Below are 16,677 nucleotides of genomic sequence, written 5' to 3'. Positions count from 1 at the left end.
CAAGGGAATCGCAAAACCGAATTGCAGGAAAACAGCGTCCAAATACCGCTAATCCTGCAATTCCAAAGCCGCTATCCGCCTCAATCAACAGGCCAGATCAATGGCTTGCGGATAGTTCACGGCCGACTCACTATTTCTATGCTGAACAGTCTCGCCTGAGTATATGTTTTAGCTAGTCGCTAATTAGACGGAATTCTGCCAGTCTGCATTCCCCCCTGATCTGATGTAGAGCAGCTTCCAAGTGGGAATTAGCCCCCCATCGACCGGATCGGGCGACACGAACATGCGCTGAAGGCTTGGCGGAACGGCTACTGGGACCATGATGCTACTCGAATGCAAGATAGTGTCAGAACGTCCCGGGAAGGCTGCAGGCAGGGGATGTCAGGTCAATCAGCCTATAGATATGATACCGCCCATTCGCTGAGACTTCACGATGGGCATAGGAGGTGGGAATTCTTGCCTTGAGATGGACGCGGCTGTCGGAGCAGGCGAGCACGGCAGCAGCGATGGCCTGAACCTTCGGGCCGCTGACAAAAACGTTCACCACCGCACGCGAGCCGAACCCGTCGAGATACGTCTCGAAAGCATCGAGGTGGGCCATCAGCCCGAAAGCCTGGATGTCGCGAACTTCGCCATCTTCGAGCCGGTGGGTTTCACGTACCTTGGCCACCTGTTGATCGAGCAAAGCATCGATATGCGCATTCTTGTCGCTTCTTGGGACGAGGAGCGAGATCCGTTCCGGACTGACGATATCGATCAATCCGTAGAATACGTCGGCATCTCCTCCGATCCCCACGAGCAGGACTTTCTCTTCGCCCATTCCTCCGCTGCCTTGAAGATGAGGGACGGTGACGTATCGGTCCAAGCCGCTGGAAAAATCCTCTTTGCCGATCGCGTTCCCGTAGATACCTTCGGCGTACCCGAATTCGAGAGACTGAATCGACATTTTCTTGAATGCCACCGCAATCAGCCATTGGATGTAGATTCGCGGCATCGTCGAGCACTCGACGAAAACCTTCCGCAGGCTTCCTTCGTATGAGCCACATGAAGCGGCCATCTGAGTGAGCAGGTGATCGAGGAGATTGATGTTCTTCTGATACTCGATGGAAGGCTCGAGGGTGATCACAGTCACTTCGACGCCCCATCGGGTACCCATAGCGATGAGCTTTCGCCGGTTTTCTTCGACGGCTGGGACGTTCGCTTCCTTCAGAGCAAAGTCCAGAACCACGATCTTGCCGACCTTCAGGTCAAGATGGTTTTCGAACGCGGCGAAACGCGTTTCCCATCCAAGCGCGACGATCGCGATATCTGCCTCCATCGTTTCGCAGGTACCTGCATCTCTCGCCTTCTCGGTGACGGCCAGATGGCCGAAGACTCGATACTCGACAGTTGAAGCGGTCATTCGAGATCGCTCTCGAAAAGCGAGTGCTGGAATTCGGTCTTGAGTGCGGGCCGCGCGACGAGCTCCTTAAACACCGAGTCGGCCCAGTCTTCTGGGAGCCGATGCCTGGTAAAAAGCAGGTCGACCATCCGCGCCGCAGGGATTGTGTTGATTTCGTACGGGCCGCGATAGGAGAACCCGAAGTAAGGTGCAAATCGCCGATGCAATCTGATCATCATCTCCTTCGATGCGGGGTCGGCGCGGTCCACCTCAAAGTTGCCGGCGGCGGAGACCTCCCGGATAAACCCATCCCTTTCCGCCCGACGCAGGACCTCGTCCAGTTTTCCGCTGGGTTGCTCCAGTCGGTTCACCAGCGAGCGCATTTCCTTTAGATCAACCCTGAAAATGCCTCTCTCTGTCGTTCCTAGAGCATTTTCTTCGGCAAACTCTGTCTGGAGGCGAGCGGTCAGGTAACCCAACGCCCGCACCATGCGCACGCTCTCTTCTTCGTACGGATGTGAAAGCGCCTGAAGTCCATCAAGCTTCCGTTGAGAGGCGGCGTTCACAGCCTGTCTCTGCTGTTCGAGATGAATCTGTAAATCCGAGTTGATGAATTCCACCAGTTTTCGTGGATCACTGGAACTCGGAACACTGCGGCGGAAGATCTCTCCCATTATATCAAGGAAATCGCGTATACAGACGTCGCTCAATGATGTGATGATCTGGTGCCCTACGTACGGGTAGTCATGCAGACGCAGCATCTGGCACGCTTTCAGAAAAGCCCATCCCTGTTTCCGGGCGATCGACCTCTTCAGATTTGAAGCATCCGCCTTGCTCATGGGCCGGCGCTTAATTTCCGGGTTCATGAGCGCGAGCGCCAGCCCTTCGGCATAAGGGCGCGCTTTTCGATCAAGAAGGAATTGCTGCTGATCCGCCGTCCTCAAATTCACGGAGAGGAATTCACGTGCTGCATCAGCAAGTGCCACAAGCTCTTCTCTGCCCTCGGAATGACCCGATATGATAACCCGCTCGATGATGTCATTGACGGAAAGCCGCCCCAGCCGGTTTTTGAGCGAAAACGCGCTGAGCGCATCGTTGCGCTCGAGATCACTCCGCAGATGGTCAGGAAGCGCATAGTACAGCCGAAGCGACGACACGTTCTCGCACAGCGTGGCGAACTCCCTCGGATCGACTGAATCAAGATTCTCGACGTCCCGGTCAGCATTCGAGAGCGACTGGCCGGGTATGATCGTCCGGATCGTGTCGTAGAGGCCGCCGATGTAGGCGAGGACCCATTTCACGTTGCCGCGCGTCTTTCTCACCAAGGTGTTCAGGAACTGCTGTTGGAGCGGTGTCAGTGCTTCACAGTCGTCAATCAGTATCTTGAAGAAGGGCGCCCTGTCACCGGCGAAAGATGGGCCATTTAAAAGTGGAGTGATCGCGGTCGCGACCTTGTTAATGATCGCGCCAGGGTCTGTTGCTCTGAAGCCGGTCGCTCCGGCATCGGCGGCAAAGAAGAACGCGTTGAAGCATTCGTCGACGTACCGGGTTATCCCACCCCGCAGCTCATCGATGCTGAAGAAGTCGAGACGGGCAGGTTGGGGTATGAAGTGCAGCACTTCGCGATGCAGTGCCAGGGCGACGTCCCTATCTTCGGAGGCCCGGTATTTCAAGTGGCCGTCGCGTCTGAGCTGGCCGATGCTCTCGAGCAGGCGTTCGACTATCTTCAGCTCCAGATAGTGAGAGAAGATTACGAATTGCCGCGGGATCACGGCGGCCGTGTCGAAGCGTATCCGCTCCGGAATGAGGTTCAGAACGGCGTTGTCGATTAGGGGCGAGAATGTCTCATTGAGCTGGAAGAAGACGCCATACCAAGCGAGCTTGCCGACTTGGTCCGAGAGACTTTTGTCTTCAAGAATATGGACTGTGGAAAGCGAGCGAAGAATGCTGGTCTTGCCGCTGCCTCTCGTCCCTGCGACGAAGACCGGCTTGGCGGCGGCAGAAATCAACGCCGACTTCTGACTGAACCACAGTATCGGGCGGCTTTCGTACTCGATCCTGTTGGGGCCGAACGGATTCTCCATCGCTATTCGTCCCTTACCTTAATGCGCCAAGCCGAGTTTGCCTTGGTGAGGCCGTCTATCTCGATGAAGCGCGCCGCTTGGAGCATCAGAAGAGAGTCTTCCAGATCTAGCCCGAGCTCGGCGGAGGCAGCAATCTCAGTGATCTCGTCCCAGAAGAGTAACCCATTCCCGCGCCTGGTGGCATGGTCGCGCAGTCGGCGCAGCAGGTCAAACGTGTCGTTGTTCAGAAAGGCCTTGCCGTTGGACATGGTCGAAATAAAGCAATGTTCGCCTTCCATGACCGTCCCGTCGGCGACATTGGTGCGGTAGGGTATAAGTCGGATGCCGACGAGCTCTCCCTGATCGGTCGTGAAGAAGACGAGCTCATTGAAACCTGACTGTATCTCTGGTGCTGAGATGCAGATCAATTTGCCGTCCGGAAACCTTGGATCGTTGACGATCTCGACCGGATCAGCATGTATGTGTCCATGCAGGTAGACGATAGGCTTGTTGCCCTGCAGCAGCTGAGTTCTGACAAATCCGCTGTTGAGCATCTCCGCGTATGGCGTAATGCGCGGAGTCTTTTGTGGCAGCAGATTGTGATGGCCGATTATGATGCCGTAACGCATGTCGGGCTGCTGGAGCAATTCCTGTAGGCCTGCAAGCATCTCACGCGAGATGTATGGCGTGTCCATCTGACCGTAATACTCGTCGTCGGACGCCTCCTTGTCTGGATCGCTGGGAGGTGTCGCGGGCGAATGTCCCGAGATGTCCGGCGAGCCGAGATCTAGAGGCTCTGTAGAAGGACTGAGTGCCTCGAGACGATCACGAAGGAACGCGGGAAGGTTTTGAAGCTCCCAACTGCCTATCGCTGTGTTGACGAGGATGAAGTTTGCGCCTGCGGATCCTGTCGGAAGTCTGAAGTGCACGGGTTGGTCCACGGGAACGGTCTGCCAACCCAAGCGGGCGGCTAAACTCGCCATTTCGCTGAATTTCTCAGTCGGTCCAAGTTCGCGCGCGTCATCACGGTTCACATCGTGATTTCCCGGTACGAATATCAACGGAAGCGCCTTTGAACTGCGTCCCTGTGCGCGGCAGAGCAACGTGAAATGCTGGAATGCCGAAGCAATGAAGGTCTTGTCGCCACGGCTCGTGAAATCCCCCATGAAGGCGATCGAATCCAAGGGCTTCGAAGTCGTCAGCCGCCGAAGTTTCGTCAAGACGGCACGCAGCGAAGACGCGCGTAGCTTCTGCGTTATTTTCGGAGCGAACTTGCTATCCTTGGCATCGATGTTGCTAGAGGAAGGATGCCAGTCCGGATAGTGAATATCGCCTACTTGAAGGATTCGCACCCGCCGCATAACTCGCCCCCCTGCCGAGAGCCATAGACTAATCCGTTCGCTTTTGCCAAGCGCGAACGATCATCCGCAGTGTCCTTAACGAGGTAGCCTGCACTTTTCGAGAATTGCCACGGCGGCTATTTTTCGGCTGTGAAGCACACGAGACCCGTGACGTGAGACCCAGTTGCTCAATGCCCAGTTGCTCAATGAGCTTTCTTACGAATAAGGGAGAATTTCCGCGGCCGGACTATCTCTGAGCGAGCGTGCATGACTGCCAACGGAAGGTCTTGCACGCACCCTTGCGATCTTGAGCAATGGTCGCCATGACTTTCTTCTTGCAGGCTTTTGAGTGGCCCAGCCTGCGATCACCAGACCCCACCGATTCTAAAGAGCGTGGCAGATGGGATAGTCGAGGTTGCCCGTGCACAGTCACGCTCAGGGCTTGCGCCGCCCAGAGGACACGCTGAAAAGGCAGATTGGGGCGCAAGCACGCCATTCACGAGAGGTTCGACATGAAGACCATGCAAGAAAAAGACATTCCGGCATTCGTACAAGCAGTTGTGGACGCCGGCTGCAAAATTTGCGCGATTGGCAACTTGGGATACGTCTTTGGCGATGCTGATTTCACGCCAGCGCAACGGAGGGCCGTCGAGCCACAGCTGCGTAGGATTGCTGAAATCTACGGCGAACGCGATCATCTCATGAACGAGATAGCTGTATATCTGCGGTCGATCGGACGCCATGTCGAGGTTGAGCCGAAGACAGGTATTTCCTGATGGCCGTGATCGCGAGAAGCCGTCTTCCAACCTCTGAATCCTAAAGGAGGTGACCCCCAAGGCCGTTCGTCACCTTCGACCAGAATAACCACATCCGTGACCGCCTGAGCTACTTGGTCGATACGCGCACATGGCCAATACAGTTTCTCCATCCTTCACGAAGCGAATGAGGCTTTGGCCATTCAGCCCCGGTCTACGGGGCGTGACTTGTCCCCGATGCATGCGCGAGCTCTCCGCCCGGCTGGCCGCCGGTCGTCGCCACCGGCCGAAGGCGCCCGAATGCGCTTGACAAGATAGCGTCAGCCCGTTCAACCTAAGGCATTCACCAGGGGAGTCCCGGCAAGGGGCTGAGATACTGCTGGCTTTCGCGGCGCAGTGACCCGTTGAACCTGATCCAGTTCATACTGGCGTAGGGACGGTGCAAGCGCTTTGCGGGAGTTTACGCCCGAGGTCCTGTTGCAGCAGGTCTACAGAAGCGTCTTTTCATCCTTCCGGCACAGAACTGGGTCTCCAATGCATGAGCAAAGGAGCCTCACGATGAATGCCCTCACCCCCGCCGTATCGACGGGACCACTGCCCGCCTCGCGGAAAATCCACAAGCCCGGCGTCCTCTACCCGCAGATCAGGGTGCCGATGCGCGAGATTTCCGTCCATCCGACGGCCGGCGAACCGCCCGTCACCGTCTACGATCCGTCCGGCCCCTACACCGATCCATCAGTCGAAACCAGCATCGAAAAAGGCCTTGCCCGGCTTCGCCACGAATGGGTCACGGCGCGTGGCGATGTCGAAGCCTATGACGGCCGCCACGTCCGGCCGGAAGACAATGGATTCGCCACCGGCGAGCGCCTGACACCGGAATTTCCGATACGCAATCGGCCGCTCAAGGCCAAGCAGGGCAAGGCGGTGACCCAACTTGCCTATGCGCGCGCCGGCATCATCACGCCAGAAATGGAGTTCGTAGCCATCCGCGAGAATCTCGGCCGCGAGGTGATGCGCGGCAAGCTGCAACGCGACGGCGAAGCCTTCGGCGCGGCGATCCCAGATTTCGTCACACCCGAATTCGTGCGCGACGAGGTGGCGCGCGGGCGCGCAATCATTCCCGCCAACATCAATCATCCCGAGAGCGAGCCGATGATCATCGGTCGCAATTTTCTGGTCAAGATCAACGCCAACATCGGTAACTCGGCTGTCACATCGTCGATGGCCGAAGAGGTCGAAAAAATGGTCTGGGCTATCCGCTGGGGCGCGGACACGGTGATGGACCTGTCGACCGGCCGCAACATCCACAACATCCGCGACTGGATCGTGCGCAATGCGCCGGTGCCGATCGGTACGGTGCCGCTCTATCAGGCGCTGGAAAAGGTCAACGGCATCGCCGAGGATCTGAACTGGGAGGTCTACCGCGACACGCTGATCGAGCAGGCCGAGCAAGGCGTCGACTATTTCACCATCCACGCCGGCGTGCGGCTGCACTACATCCCGCTGACCGTCGACCGGGTCACGGGCATCGTCTCGCGCGGCGGCTCGATCATGGCCAAATGGTGCCTGCACCATCACCGGGAGAGCTTCCTCTACGAGCATTTCGAGGAGATCTGCGACATCGCCAGAGCCTATGACGTCTCCTTCTCGCTCGGCGACGGCCTTCGTCCCGGTTCAATCGCCGATGCGAACGACGCGGCGCAATTCGCCGAACTGGAAACACTTGGAGAACTCACCAAGATTGCCTGGGCAAAGGACTGCCAGGTGATGATCGAAGGCCCGGGCCATGTCCCCATGCACAAGATCAAGCAGAACATGGACAAGCAGCTCGCAGTGTGCGGTGAGGCGCCGTTCTACACGTTGGGGCCGCTGACGACCGACATCGCGCCGGGCTATGACCACATCACCTCAGGGATAGGTGCCGCCATGATAGGCTGGTTCGGCACCGCAATGCTTTGCTACGTCACGCCGAAAGAGCATCTCGGCCTTCCCGACCGCAACGACGTCAAGATTGGCGTGATCACCTACAAGATAGCCGCCCATGCAGCCGATCTGGCGAAGGGCCATCCGGCAGCGAAAACCAGGGATGATGCCCTTTCGCGCGCGCGCTTCGAGTTCCGCTGGGAGGACCAGTTCAACCTGTCGCTCGACCCCGAAACCGCACGGTCCTTCCACGACCAGACCTTGCCCAAGGAGGCGCACAAGCTGGCACATTTTTGTTCGATGTGCGGGCCGAAATTCTGCTCCATGCGCATTTCCCACGACATCCGTGCCGAGGCCCAGAAGGAAGGCATGGCGGCAATGGCGGCAAAATACCGGGAGGGCGGCGATCTCTACATGCAGGCGGACGAGACTGGCGTACCGGTCGTGCCAGAGGCTCCCAAACCATCATGAGGGTGCTCGTCAAAGGGGCCGGCGTTGCCGGCCTCACCGTCGCTTTCGAACTCGCCGCCCGCGGCGCGACGGTCACCGTCGCCGAGATGCGGCATGGCCTTGGTGGCAACGCGTCGTGGTTCGCCGGCGGCATGCTGGCGCCATGGTGCGAGCGCGAAAGCGCGGAGCAGCCGGTGCTGGATCTCGGACGCGATGCTGCCGACTGGTGGGATGCGGTGCTGTCGGGTCAGGTGACACGGGCCGGGACATTGGTCGTGGCCGCGCCGCGTGATGCCGGTGAGCTTGACCGGTTCGCCAGTCGCACGTCAGGGCATCGGCGCGTCGATGAAAACGAAATTGCGCTCCTGGAACCCGACCTCGCCGGCCGCTTCCGGCGTGGATTGCTCTTCCCCGACGAGGCTCACCTCGACCCACGCCCGGCGATGGCGGCACTTCATGACAAGCTTGCGACCATGGGTGTCAAATTCCACTTCGGCTGCGACGCCCGGCCTGTTTCGGGATTCGCCCGTCAGATAGACTGCATGGGAATGGCAGCGGCCGATGACAGGCTGCGCGGTGTTCGCGGCGAAATGCTGATCCTTCGCACGCCTGATGTCTCGCTGTCGCGGCCGGTCCGTTTGCTTCATCCACGCTTTCCGCTTTATGCCGTGCCGCGCACCGATCACCGTTTCATGATCGGAGCGACGATGATTGAAAGCCAGAGCGCCGGACCGGTGACGGCGCGTTCCATGATGGAGCTGCTGGGCGCCGCCCATGCCCTCCATCCGGCCTTTGGTGAGGCCGAGATCGTTGAAACCGGTGTGGGTGTCCGTCCGGCATTTCCCGACAATTTGCCACGCGTCGAAACAGACGGTGAGATCATCGCGATCAACGGTCTTTATCGTCACGGTTTTCTCCTCGCCCCCGCCATGGCGCGCCAGGCTGCCGACCTGGTTTTCAGTCAAGACAGAACCAAGGAGCATGCTCATGAAACTGATGGTCAACGGCGAGGCGCGTGAGATTGCCGCCACCACGCTGGCCGAGTTGCTTGCCGCGCTCGACTATGAGGGCGATTGGCTCGCCACCGCCGTCAACAGCGACCTCGTGCACAAAGCCAACCGCGCGGAGTTCCAGTTGAGCGACGGCGACCGGATCGAAATCCTCTCGCCCATGCAGGGCGGCTAGCATGTTGGAGCTTTATGGAACCGAGCTTTCGTCGCGCCTGCTTCTCGGCACGGCTCAGTATCCTTCGCCGGCCATCCTTGCCGATGCAGTCAAGGCATCGGGCACGTCGGTGGTGACCGTCTCGTTGCGGCGTGAGATGGCGGGCGGTAGGGCCGGCGAACAATTCTGGTCGTTGATCCGCTCGCTGGGCGCCAGAACCCTGCCCAATACCGCCGGCTGCCTCTCCGTCAAGGAAGCCGTCACCACCGCGAAAATGGCGCGCGAGGTCTTCGGCACCAACTGGATCAAGCTCGAAGTGATCGGCAATCACGACACGCTACAGCCGGATGTGTTCGGTCTGGTTGAAGCCGCCCGCATCCTGTGCGAGGACGGCTTTGCGGTATTCCCCTATACCACCGACGATCTCGTTGTCGCCGAGCGGCTGCTGGAAGCGGGCTGCAAGGTCCTGATGCCGTGGTGCGCACCGATCGGTTCCGCCTTGGGACCGGTCAACATGACGGCGCTGCGCTCGATGCGCGGATATTTCCCTGGCGTCCCGCTGATTGTGGATGCGGGGCTCGGACGGCCGTCGCACGCGGCCACCGTCATGGAACTCGGCTTTGACGCCGTGCTCCTGAACACAGCGGTCGCCAAGGCGGCAGATCCGGTCGGCATGGCGCGTGCTTTCGGTAAGGCGGTCGACGCCGGTCGTGAGGCGTTCAGTTCGGGAATGCTCGAACCGCGCGACGTCGCCGTGCCATCGACACCGATGGTCGGCAGGGCCGTTTTTTCATGAAGCTCGATCCCTTCTACCTGATCGTCGACAGCGCCGCCTGGATCGAAAGGTTGGCGCCGCTCGGCGTCAAGCTGATTCAGCTTCGCATCAAAACCATGGATGAAACCGGGCTGCGCGCGGAGATCCGCAAGTCGAAGGCCTGGTGTGTCCAACACAAAAGCCAGCTCATCATCAATGATTATTGGCGCCTGGCAATCGAGGAAGGCTGCGATTTCGTGCATCTGGGCCAGGAGGATTTGCAAACGGCCGACCTCTCGAGGATACGGGCAGCGGGCGTCAGGCTCGGATTGAGCACGCATGATCATGTCGAGCTGGAAACGGCCATGTTTGCCGAGCCCGACTATGTCGCGCTCGGTCCGATCTATCCCACCACTTTGAAGAAAATGAAGTGGGCACCGCAAGGGCTAGAGCGGATCAGCGAGTGGAAGCGGCGGGTGGCGCCGATCCCATTGGTCGCCATCGGCGGCCTCAACCCCGACCGCCTCGACGGCGTCTTTGAGGCCGGCGCCAACAGCGCCGCAGTGGTCACGGACATCACGTTGAGCTTCGACCCCGAAGCGCGCACGCGAGAATGGATCGAAAAGACGGACCGATGGCGATGAGACGAGAACCGCATGTGCTTGTCGTTGGCGGATCAGATTCCAGCGGGGGTGCTGGAATAGCACGCGACATCGAGACGATCTCTGCCGTTGGCGTGCGCACCTGTCTCGCCGTCACAGCGCTAACGGTGCAAACGCACGACGCCGTGATCGAAATCCATCATTCGCCACCCAGCATGGTGGCCAATCAGATGTGTGCCGCGCTACAGGCCAACGACGTAGCCACAATCAAGATCGGCATGCTGGCGACTGCCAAGATCATTGTTGCCGTTGCCGCAGTGCTGCGCAAATTTCCGCAAGTGCCGGCAGTACTCGACCCTGTGCTGGCCTCCACCTCAGGCCGCGCACTTCTGGAAGCAGGCGCTATCGCTGCCATGAAGCGCGATTTGATGCCGCTTTGCTGCATTGTCACGCCCAACCTTCCTGAACTGGCGCTCCTTACTGGTTCCGAACCGGCTTCGGATGAGGACGGTGCGCTCCAACAAGGACAAAGACTGCAGGCCGTCGGCCCTCAGGCCCTGCTGATCAAGGGTGGGCACGCGTCGGGTCCCCGATCGGCCGATATTCTGTTACGCTCCGATCATGAACCCATCCACTTCGACACGCCGCGCCTTGCTATATCGATGCGCGGAACAGGTTGCATGCTGGCCAGCGCGATTGCGGCGCATCTGGCGAAGGCGAAGTCGCTCGAAGATAGCGTGCGCGAAGGCAAGCTGTTTGTGTTCGAGAAGCTTCAGAAATGCCGGCTGAATAATCACAACGTTCTGCGTCCAGCCAAGCAGACCCATTTTCCAGAATTTTTCCAGTAGCGAGACTGGAGGGCTACTGCTTCTCTATGCCATCCTTACAACGCGTTGAGTTCCACTGTGCCGTCCAGAATTATCTGTCGTTGTCCAGAATTAAGCCGGGCTTAGAACTGAAACGAACCCGCCGAAAGGTACGAGCGGCCCTCACTCGATAAGGGTTACCAAACCTATTCCTGTGGGCTACCAATCCGCGTGGTGGGTGGCCTTAGGTTACCAATCAGTGTGGCGTCCGGAATTATCTGCCTCTCTCCGGAATTAAGCCGAGATTAGAAGATCGGTGCGGTATTGCGCCCGGTCAAACCGTGTCGATTTGCGGCGTAGCCGACGTGTCTCACGCTTGGCGGCGTCGCACGCTGGTCCCGATTGTCGCCCGAATATCTGCCTACCGGCGACAGTGAATGCGCCAAGCTAGACCTTCGTCGATAGGGCGGCTCCGGTTTACCAATCCTGTCGTCCTAGGTTGACCAATCCGTTGTCGACCGTGAGCGGGTTTACCAATAAGGGCGGCTATATTCTGCGCAAACCCAATCACCTGATGCCAATCCAGAATTAATCGTCATTAAGGGCATTGGTAAACTCAGTCTGAAACCCCACCCTTAGCCAGAAAACTCTCCTGTTTTCAATCGCATAGCCCGCCCGCCAGCAACCGATAATTCGGGACCGGTAAACCCGTGAAAGGCCCAATAATTCCGGACGTCACACCAGTCTGCCCTTTTATGCGACTTTTCGAGCACAGACCGGGAACATCTGACCGTTTCCATTCATCGCCCAAGGCCGGTTTAGCGCTGGAAAAGCCAAAGTGCGGGAGTAAGAATGGCCGCAACGGGGCCGGAAGCCGTCGGTCAGCTTTCGGGGAGTGATCCCGGTAAGTTCGCAACTCATTCGCTTCTTTTCTGCAGTCCCCGCCATTACGAGTTGGCGGTGTCGGTCGCCGAGGGGATCAACGCCATTACTGCGGCTAGTTCGGCCCTCCGGACGAGGAATGGCATGCGCGTCGTCCCATAGTGCTTGGCAAGATGGAAGCGGTGCATGCCTCCTACGATGTGAACTTGGCCTTGGTACTCGCCGAGCAAAGGCGGTGTGACACCGCGGCCATGCAGCCATCGGTAGGCGATCCCACAGCTCTTGCTCTTGTAACGTTGATGCCAAGGACCCTTGTCCCTGCTGGCGGCGTAGGTAAGCCTGCCGCCAACGTCAGTGACATCAGCGTCGATAAGAATGAAATCCGTCGAAGCGTGGTCGCTGGGATCATCGCCGTCGAACGCGAGATAGAAGTTTGCAGGATCGCAGTCCCATATCGCAGTCAGTGCAACCGGAATGTTCTTTCTTCCTTTGCACCAGATGTCGACCTTGCGTTTCTCCTGAGCGCGGGCGACCTCGAAGGCTTCGTCTAGTTTTCCTTCCGCGACATCCATGGCTGTGATGACGTTCAAGCCAAGGGCCGTCAGACGGTTGATCTCGTCCACGTTCGCCATGCCTTCTCCTCTGGCAGCAGATTATTATCCACCGTTGGAAGATGCGGCGGCAATCCAAGCCTGAGGCACGAGGGCCTGTCCACGCCATTCCTCAATCAACTTGACTCCGGGAAGCTTGCCCCAGACGTCCTCATCTGCATGATCCAGCACGATGATCTGGAGGCGACCTTTCGCGGCCATGACCTCAGCGCCTAGGAGCGCAAAGACCTTCCTGACGGCGACCACGTCCTGATCCCTCCACGCGATGAGGTCGGGGCCCTCGTCGCCCGCCGCCCGCTTAGGAAAATAGACTTGGCTAGGTTGGTCGAAGATCAGCTGACCAGGGACTGGGTGATGAGGTTCGGCCAGGAAGTAGTGCTGCAGCGCAAGCATTAGTGCGACGTGATACGCGAGCCAATTGGCGCCGCTGCCAATCTCCCACAGGTAGTCCTCACGCGTTCCCCTAGTCACCTTGACGGTCAGGTCTTCAATCAACAGCCTAATCGGGGCCTCGGGCCACTCCGCGTCAAGCTGCGGAATCAGCCGATTGGCATGATGGGAGACTTGGTGCAACGCGTTGAATAGCTTGCGCTGGATGTCGGCCTCGGAGATCGTCTTTTGCAGCGTTGCAATATCGGCCTGCAGCGAGGTGAGTTCCTGCCGCAAATCCGACGACTGGTCGGCGCGGTCGTAGACGTGCAACGCCTGCTCCAATCGACCGAGGAAGCGCTCAAGCCTATCGAAGCGATTGGCCTCGTCTCGGGCGACGTCAGAGTCCCGTTCCAGCACCGCTATCTCGCTACGGACATCGTTCAACTCAGATAGGACCGCTTCAGCGGCGCCGCGCTGGCGCAGGATTTCCTTGTCAAGCGTGTTAGACATCGCAGGGTGGGTCCGCAGTCGGATCTCCAGACCGCCGAGGTTGTCGCAAAGGGCCAAGACCTTCTCGCGGCCGCCGTCCCCGAGTGCGACCAACGGATCGGCGAACTCGTCGGCCAAGTCCCTCAGCCACGTGGAAAGGTCCAAGCGGTCACGTTGGATGCGCATGGCGTCGCCGTACGCCTCGCTGCTCTCCACCAGACGGCGCAGTTCGTTCAGGCGCTGACGATGCTCGGTAAGTCGCGCGGCGATTTCAGTTTCCGACGCACGAAGGGTTTCCAGACGCGTCAGCACCACATCGATGCCGGCCAGGCTTGGTCGAGCAAGACTTGAGTTGCTGTTCGACACGCGCCGAAGCAGGTCAACAACGTCACTCCAGTCCTTCGGCACTTCAGTGGAGGAATCGACTAGGCCAAGTTCGACTGCCTGACGCAGCCACGCCTCCGCCTCCGCCCGCCAAGCGCCAGTTGCCGACACGATCGCGCGTAGCTCAGCCTCCTTCCGGCGGAGGTTGCGCTGGAGCCGATCGATCTCAAACCGCGCCTGGAGAATCTTTGCCGTGACCGCGCCCAGAACGTACGGGAAGATGGTCTTTAGCTTCTCCCGGTGTTCCGTCGTATCGGCCTTGAAAAACATCACGTCGGGATTGGCGATCACGTTCTGAGGTTGGAACGTGAAGGCCATGAGGTCGCGGAAGCTTGGCCTTTGCTTGAATCCATTCTCTGTACCTGGTTCGAAGTCGAGGTCAGTCAGTCCTGCCAGGCGGTTCATCGCGCGCTTGACCGTGTCGACATTGGTGGTCTTGTCGGTGATCGTCTCCGGAATTTCGACCTGTGCGCCCTCCAGCAGCACCATGTCGCCTGTGCTCTGTTGGTCCCCCGGTTCGCGTCGCGCCAAGAGCTTTTCGCCCTCCAGCGTCTCGATCAGAATGCCGAACCAGCTGCAGTTCTCGCGGATTACGCCCACCGGAATCGCGCATTTCTCCGAGCCCAGACAGTAATCAACAATAGGGATAACGGCGGACTTCCCGGTCTTCGACGCGCCGCTGATGACGTTGACGACACCGGGCTCGAACTTGACGACCCGCGGCGCTGCACCATTGCGGGGCCAAAGGATCAGTTTTCGAAGCTGGAAATACATCTAGAACTCCACCCGTAACAGGTTGGCCACCTGCGCGGTCCCCAGGTTCGAAAACCAGAAACCCAATTTCTCCGAGGCAGGTCCGAGGTGCTTGACGCGCTCTGGAAGGACGAGCCTCCTCGGTTTCGGTTCTGGTACGTTTGCTCTTAAAGTAGCATCCTTGTAATCCACGGACAGCAGCCGCCCGCTCACACCGACAGCGGCCGATTGCAATGTCAGAGTACGCAGCAGCAGCGCTCGCTCGTGGACGGCGAGGAGTTGTTCCCGTTCCTTCCCGAGCTTGGCCGCGAAGAGCGCCAGTCCAGAGGGTCGGTTTGTCGAAGTCACGATTTCGAGCGTTGCGCGATGCAGGACGATTGGCAGCACGAGAAACGCCAAGGCGAACGGCGCTGGACGTTCGTCCTCAGCCTGGAAACCTTGGCCAAATTGCCACAATGCGAAAGCCCCAAGTCCTGGATTCTGGACAAGGGCGAGGTCGCTGAGCGGTAGGTGCGATCGGCCAGCCTCAATCAAGTCGCTGGCTCCAAAAGAGTCTGGTAGTCGGGATGCCAGCCGAGGCGCAGGCCGTGGGCAAGGGCGTTGAATGATCCGTGGACGAAATGACCGGGGACGACTCGACCATCGAGTGGAGGCTGCAACTGCGCGCAGCGCCTGTAAACTATTCTACCACGAACCGTTGCGGGGTGTCCGGCCTGTATGTCGTGCACCTCTGCACTGACGTGCTCATAGCGACCGACAAGATCATCGTCCCAGTCACTTAGGTTCTTCTCAAAGATTAGCCCGCTTTCGCCCCAGATCGAGATGTCGGCGAGCGTCCTAAGGTAATCGCTAACAGCCCGGACGCACGCTTCGTCTCCCACCTCGATCAGCTCGAGTTGGCGGACGAAGGCGGGACGGTCGGCGATCAATTGTTCGATGGCCTCGACAGGCGGTTGCTTGGTGAAAGACGACAGCAGCCCTGGAAGGTTGTTCTTCTGAACAAATGCTCTTTGCTCGGCCTGAAACGCGTCCACGTCCAAGATGGCGGGCTTGCCAGCTCTAATCAGCCTGTCCGCCGCCTCCTTCGCAGCGCCGATCGCGCGTTCGCACACTAGGTCGATGATGAGCGGAGAGACCGTCGGCTTGAAGATCGCGCGTATCGGATCGACGGGATCTGCATCGACGCTGATAACGGCGAGATTCTTGACCAAGGCGGCGCAATGAGCCGCATCAGCGTTCAGGAAAGCTTGGACGTCGGCGTCGCATGCCGGTGCAGCTTTCAGCTTGCTGTGGGCTTTGGCGAGGTTAGCGACCAGCGCCTCCACGTCGGCATCTGTTTTCGCGTCGTTCAGCGCGATCGCGAAGGCACCCGCCTTCACCGGTGTGACATATAGCCGGAAATGGCTGGTCGCCGGGTCGATCTCTCCCGCCGCCATGAAGCTGAGCCAGTTGGCCAGAGACTTCCACAGGTCCGCAGCCCAGTCGGATATCGGATTTTGCTTCAGTGCGCTCTTGCTTTGCTCAAGAACGACTTCGCCGCCGACCAGGTGAACCGCCACATCGTCTAAATGTTCAAGAGAGACCAAGGCGCCGCTAGGCGCGTTGAGCAGGTGAAAGCAAAGGCGTACAGGTTGAAGCGCATAGCCGAGGTATTGGCCAGCGGCGCTGTGTTTTCCCGTTTGCGTCTTCGCGTTCATTGCCCATCCCGTTCTCCCGAGTCGCACCGGAAGAAGCCAGTAACGATATTGGTATAGTTCGCCGTTGTTTACAATTGGCGCCCCGGCGATAGGACGGCTAGGCGCGATACAATTGCTGTTTAGGGCCAGCTCTCGAAGTCCAGATTCGGCAGGACAATGAATTTGCAGGACGTCCATTATGGGCACATCGGGGCCGTCTATGGCTCGGGCGATATGTCCGCTTTTGGACGAACGCGAAGTTTGCCGGAACG

At 58.9% G+C, this 16,677-nt stretch carries 14 protein-coding genes and 1 riboswitch; of the genes, 7 read left to right on the top strand and 7 right to left on the bottom strand.

Annotated elements, in window-relative coordinates:
* Positions 1-346: 346 nt before the first annotated feature.
* Genes CK226_RS33225 through CK226_RS33215 form a run of 3 tightly spaced genes read right to left on the bottom strand, consistent with a single transcriptional unit; the run spans position 347 to position 4,805 of the window.
* Complete coding sequence (locus CK226_RS33225; RefSeq protein ID WP_063169411.1) at positions 347-1,402, bottom strand: hypothetical protein; 1,056 nt, start codon at positions 1,400-1,402, stop codon at positions 347-349.
* A complete protein-coding gene (locus tag CK226_RS33220; RefSeq protein ID WP_063169412.1) occupies positions 1,399-3,465 on the bottom strand; it encodes a hypothetical protein in 2,067 nt (688 codons plus the stop codon). Before CK226_RS33220 ends, CK226_RS33225 begins: the two co-directional genes overlap by 4 nt.
* Before the next feature lie 2 nt (positions 3,466-3,467).
* Positions 3,468-4,805 (bottom strand): metallophosphoesterase, encoded by a 1,338-nt coding sequence (locus CK226_RS33215; protein ID WP_063169413.1) that lies wholly within the window; start codon positions 4,803-4,805, stop codon positions 3,468-3,470.
* Positions 4,806-5,296: 491 nt separating this feature from the next.
* Here CK226_RS33215 and CK226_RS33210 point away from each other — a divergent pair, with 491 nt between their 5' ends.
* From CK226_RS33210 to CK226_RS33180, 7 genes are all read left to right on the top strand, one after another.
* Positions 5,297-5,560 (top strand): hypothetical protein, encoded by a 264-nt coding sequence (locus tag CK226_RS33210; protein ID WP_082826710.1) that lies wholly within the window; start codon positions 5,297-5,299, stop codon positions 5,558-5,560.
* Positions 5,561-5,877: 317 nt separating this feature from the next.
* A riboswitch (TPP riboswitch) is annotated at positions 5,878-5,994 on the top strand.
* A 103-nt stretch (positions 5,995-6,097) separates the two neighbouring features.
* The gene (gene thiC, locus CK226_RS33205; protein ID WP_063169414.1) at positions 6,098-7,933 is read left to right on the top strand and encodes a phosphomethylpyrimidine synthase ThiC; all 1,836 of its coding nucleotides are present in this window, start codon (positions 6,098-6,100) and stop codon (positions 7,931-7,933) included.
* A complete protein-coding gene (thiO, locus tag CK226_RS33200) occupies positions 7,930-8,931 on the top strand; it encodes a glycine oxidase ThiO (RefSeq protein WP_063169415.1) in 1,002 nt (333 codons plus the stop codon). The genes thiC and thiO overlap by 4 nt, the downstream gene beginning before the upstream one ends.
* Positions 8,900-9,097, top strand: a complete 198-nt coding sequence (gene thiS / locus CK226_RS33195; RefSeq protein WP_024504260.1) for a sulfur carrier protein ThiS — start codon at positions 8,900-8,902, stop codon at positions 9,095-9,097. Before thiO ends, thiS begins: the two co-directional genes overlap by 32 nt.
* Position 9,098: 1 nt before the next feature.
* Positions 9,099-9,872: a thiazole synthase gene (locus CK226_RS33190; protein ID WP_024504259.1), complete on the top strand. Its 774-nt coding sequence runs from the start codon at positions 9,099-9,101 to the stop codon at positions 9,870-9,872.
* A complete protein-coding gene (locus tag CK226_RS33185) occupies positions 9,869-10,474 on the top strand; it encodes a thiamine phosphate synthase (protein ID WP_063169416.1) in 606 nt (201 codons plus the stop codon). Before CK226_RS33190 ends, CK226_RS33185 begins: the two co-directional genes overlap by 4 nt.
* Positions 10,465-11,280, top strand: a complete 816-nt coding sequence (locus tag CK226_RS33180; protein WP_063169417.1) for a hydroxymethylpyrimidine/phosphomethylpyrimidine kinase — start codon at positions 10,465-10,467, stop codon at positions 11,278-11,280. Before CK226_RS33185 ends, CK226_RS33180 begins: the two co-directional genes overlap by 10 nt.
* A gap of 905 nt (positions 11,281-12,185) precedes the next feature.
* On the opposite strand, the gene CK226_RS33175 is transcribed toward CK226_RS33180, so the two are convergent.
* From CK226_RS33175 to CK226_RS33160, 4 genes are read right to left on the bottom strand one after another with little or no spacing between them, the layout of a single operon-like run.
* Complete coding sequence (locus CK226_RS33175) at positions 12,186-12,752, bottom strand: hypothetical protein (protein WP_063169418.1); 567 nt, start codon at positions 12,750-12,752, stop codon at positions 12,186-12,188.
* 24 nt (positions 12,753-12,776) lie between these two features.
* Positions 12,777-14,750, bottom strand: a complete 1,974-nt coding sequence (locus CK226_RS33170) for a DUF3732 domain-containing protein (RefSeq protein ID WP_063169419.1) — start codon at positions 14,748-14,750, stop codon at positions 12,777-12,779.
* Positions 14,751-15,263 carry a three component ABC system middle component gene (locus CK226_RS33165; protein WP_063169420.1) on the bottom strand — a complete coding sequence of 171 codons (513 nt, stop codon included), beginning with the start codon at positions 15,261-15,263 and terminating at the stop codon, positions 14,751-14,753.
* Positions 15,260-16,426, bottom strand: a complete 1,167-nt coding sequence (locus tag CK226_RS33160) for an ABC-three component system protein (RefSeq protein ID WP_063169421.1) — start codon at positions 16,424-16,426, stop codon at positions 15,260-15,262. The genes CK226_RS33165 and CK226_RS33160 overlap by 4 nt, the downstream gene beginning before the upstream one ends.
* Between the last annotated feature and the right edge of the window lie 251 nt (positions 16,427-16,677).

Source organism: Mesorhizobium sp. WSM4311 (assembly GCF_002295115.1).
In the GTDB taxonomy this organism is placed as follows: Bacteria; Pseudomonadota; Alphaproteobacteria; order Rhizobiales; family Rhizobiaceae; genus Mesorhizobium.
Note: the sequence above shows the minus strand (reverse complement) of the source record. Positions and strands in the feature narration are given on the sequence as shown.

Excerpts from the sequence above, each read along its gene's own strand:
- CK226_RS33225 (WP_063169411.1), bottom strand. The coding sequence starts at position 1,402 with ATGACCGCTTCAACTGTCGAGTATCGAGTCTTCGGCCATCTGGCCGTC.
- CK226_RS33220 (WP_063169412.1), bottom strand. The coding sequence starts at position 3,465 with ATGGAGAATCCGTTCGGCCCCAACAGGATCGAGTACGAAAGCCGCCCG.
- CK226_RS33215 (WP_063169413.1), bottom strand. The coding sequence starts at position 4,805 with ATGCGGCGGGTGCGAATCCTTCAAGTAGGCGATATTCACTATCCGGAC.
- CK226_RS33210 (WP_082826710.1), top strand. The coding sequence starts at position 5,297 with ATGAAGACCATGCAAGAAAAAGACATTCCGGCATTCGTACAAGCAGTT.
- thiC (WP_063169414.1), top strand. The coding sequence starts at position 6,098 with ATGAATGCCCTCACCCCCGCCGTATCGACGGGACCACTGCCCGCCTCG.
- thiO (WP_063169415.1), top strand. The coding sequence starts at position 7,930 with ATGAGGGTGCTCGTCAAAGGGGCCGGCGTTGCCGGCCTCACCGTCGCT.
- thiS (WP_024504260.1), top strand. The coding sequence starts at position 8,900 with ATGAAACTGATGGTCAACGGCGAGGCGCGTGAGATTGCCGCCACCACG.
- CK226_RS33190 (WP_024504259.1), top strand. The coding sequence starts at position 9,099 with ATGTTGGAGCTTTATGGAACCGAGCTTTCGTCGCGCCTGCTTCTCGGC.
- CK226_RS33185 (WP_063169416.1), top strand. The coding sequence starts at position 9,869 with ATGAAGCTCGATCCCTTCTACCTGATCGTCGACAGCGCCGCCTGGATC.
- CK226_RS33180 (WP_063169417.1), top strand. The coding sequence starts at position 10,465 with ATGGCGATGAGACGAGAACCGCATGTGCTTGTCGTTGGCGGATCAGAT.
- CK226_RS33175 (WP_063169418.1), bottom strand. The coding sequence starts at position 12,752 with ATGGCGAACGTGGACGAGATCAACCGTCTGACGGCCCTTGGCTTGAAC.
- CK226_RS33170 (WP_063169419.1), bottom strand. The coding sequence starts at position 14,750 with ATGTATTTCCAGCTTCGAAAACTGATCCTTTGGCCCCGCAATGGTGCA.
- CK226_RS33160 (WP_063169421.1), bottom strand. The coding sequence starts at position 16,426 with ATGAACGCGAAGACGCAAACGGGAAAACACAGCGCCGCTGGCCAATAC.